The sequence below is a fragment of the Ilyobacter sp. genome, from assembly GCF_041583315.1.
In the GTDB taxonomy this organism is placed as follows: domain Bacteria; phylum Fusobacteriota; class Fusobacteriia; order Fusobacteriales; family Fusobacteriaceae; genus Ilyobacter.
Window position 1 is genome coordinate 1 of the sequence record NZ_JBFHGC010000604.1, and the last position, 1,624, is coordinate 1,624.

Below are 1,624 nucleotides of genomic sequence, written 5' to 3' on the forward strand. Positions count from 1 at the left end.
AGGAGGAAGATATGATAAAGGTATACGGAAAATCGGGATGCTCTAGGTGCCAGGAGTTAAAAGGTATTTTAGAGGGTAAAAAGAAGGAGTTTCAGTATATAGAGGACATGGGTGAGCTCAGCAGGGTGGCCATGAAGGCGAAGATAGCCATGGCTCCTGTAGTAGAATACGACGGGGAACTTTACACCATGGAGGAGTTTCTGAAAAAAGCAGGGCTGTAAGAAATCACAAAGTAAAAAAGAATGGGGTATAGAGGAGAAATACAGTTGAAATACTGATGGAAATATGATAGTATAATGACGTGCCTCTATAGCTCAATTGGATAGAGCATCTGACTTCGGATCAGAGGGTTGTGGGTTCGATTCCTGCTGGGGGCGCCAGTGATTACCCTCAAACTTAATACTTTTTCATAAAAAAGCACAAGATTTTAGTCTTGTGCTTTTAAAATTTTATCTCTATGTTTTCCAAGTCAATTATTTTTATTCTTCTTATAAGTAAATTTAATATTTCTCTTAAATCTGGGATTAAATCTTCAGTTATATTATTTAAAAAGAATCGAAGCATCTCTATATGGTCTTCAGTTATTTCTTTTTTCTGTTCGTCATTTAGGACATGTTCTTTTTCCTTGATTTCTTTTTTTATTTTATTGGTATCCTTTCTTAGTTCTTGAAGCTGCTCTTTTGCCACTTCTTTTGAAGCGAGTCCTTCTATCACCAAAGACAGCACAGCTTTTTCTGACTCCTCTTTTTTCTTTAATATTTTCTTTTGTTCTGTGATTTCGTCGATAATATCAGCAAGCCTAAATTCGTAGTCATTAATCATTTGTAAATGTGGGTGATTTAAAATTTCTTCAGAAATTATTTTTTCTAAATGGTCAGAACTATACCTGATGTTGCAGCCTTCGCATTTGTAATAAATGTAAATTTTATTTTTATTTCTAAAAGCATTTCCTGCAAATTTTCCTCCACACTTGCAAAATGTAATATGAGTAAAAATATATTGGTGGATATCTTCTCTAGATTTTGAACGATTTCCTTTTCTGATTTCCTGTATTTTAGAATATTCTTCTTTTGATAATATAGCAGGCAGGATAGGGAATTCAGATGTGAAATATTCTTTTCTTCTTCCTTTATTATGATTTTTATTAAGTTTTCCCTTTTTTCCAAAAGTCCTAAGACCTATTAGTTCTGGCATACTAAGCCAACTTGCTAGGGTAACTGCGTTTATATTATTTACACTGGCACTTTTTGAAATGTTTCTGTACCTTATAACATCTAACAATACTTTTCTGTAGAATCTCCATGTATCTTCATTCTTTACCATAATCTTGCATCGAACGCCGTTAATATCTCCCTTGATGACTTTTAACCAGGGAAGGACACTACCGCCTAAGTACCTATTGGTTTTGGCGTAGTTGTACATATTGTCAGTGACCTTTTTTACTATCTTTGCTTTGTCTTCCTGGGCTCCAATGAGCCTTACTAGGGAAGGGAGACTGTCATAAGTACCATCTACCTTTACCACGCCTTCCAAGGCTGAGATGAGAGTTACACCCAGCTCCTCCAGATAAAACAGATCTCTCATACCGTTCCTGAATTCTCTGGTAAATCTGTCTGAATGATAG

Annotated in this window: 2 protein-coding genes and 1 tRNA gene; 2 read left to right on the plus strand and 1 reads right to left on the minus strand. The window is 35.3% G+C overall.

Translation table 11 applies throughout. The features are described 5' to 3' along the window. The first annotated feature begins 11 nt into the window (after positions 1-11). Both ABZA26_RS14650 and ABZA26_RS14655 read left to right on the plus strand, forming a co-directional pair. Complete coding sequence (locus ABZA26_RS14650) at positions 12-221, plus strand: glutaredoxin family protein (protein WP_372715227.1); 210 nt, start codon at positions 12-14, stop codon at positions 219-221. An 82-nt stretch (positions 222-303) separates the two neighbouring features. After that, positions 304-380, plus strand: a tRNA-Arg gene (locus tag ABZA26_RS14655). Positions 381-441: 61 nt separating this feature from the next. Here the strand turns inward: ABZA26_RS14655 and ABZA26_RS14660 are convergent. After that, entirely contained in the window at positions 442-1,524 is a 1,083-nt protein-coding gene (locus tag ABZA26_RS14660) for a zinc ribbon domain-containing protein (protein WP_372715226.1), read from the minus strand. Positions 1,525-1,624: the final 100 nt, after the last annotated feature.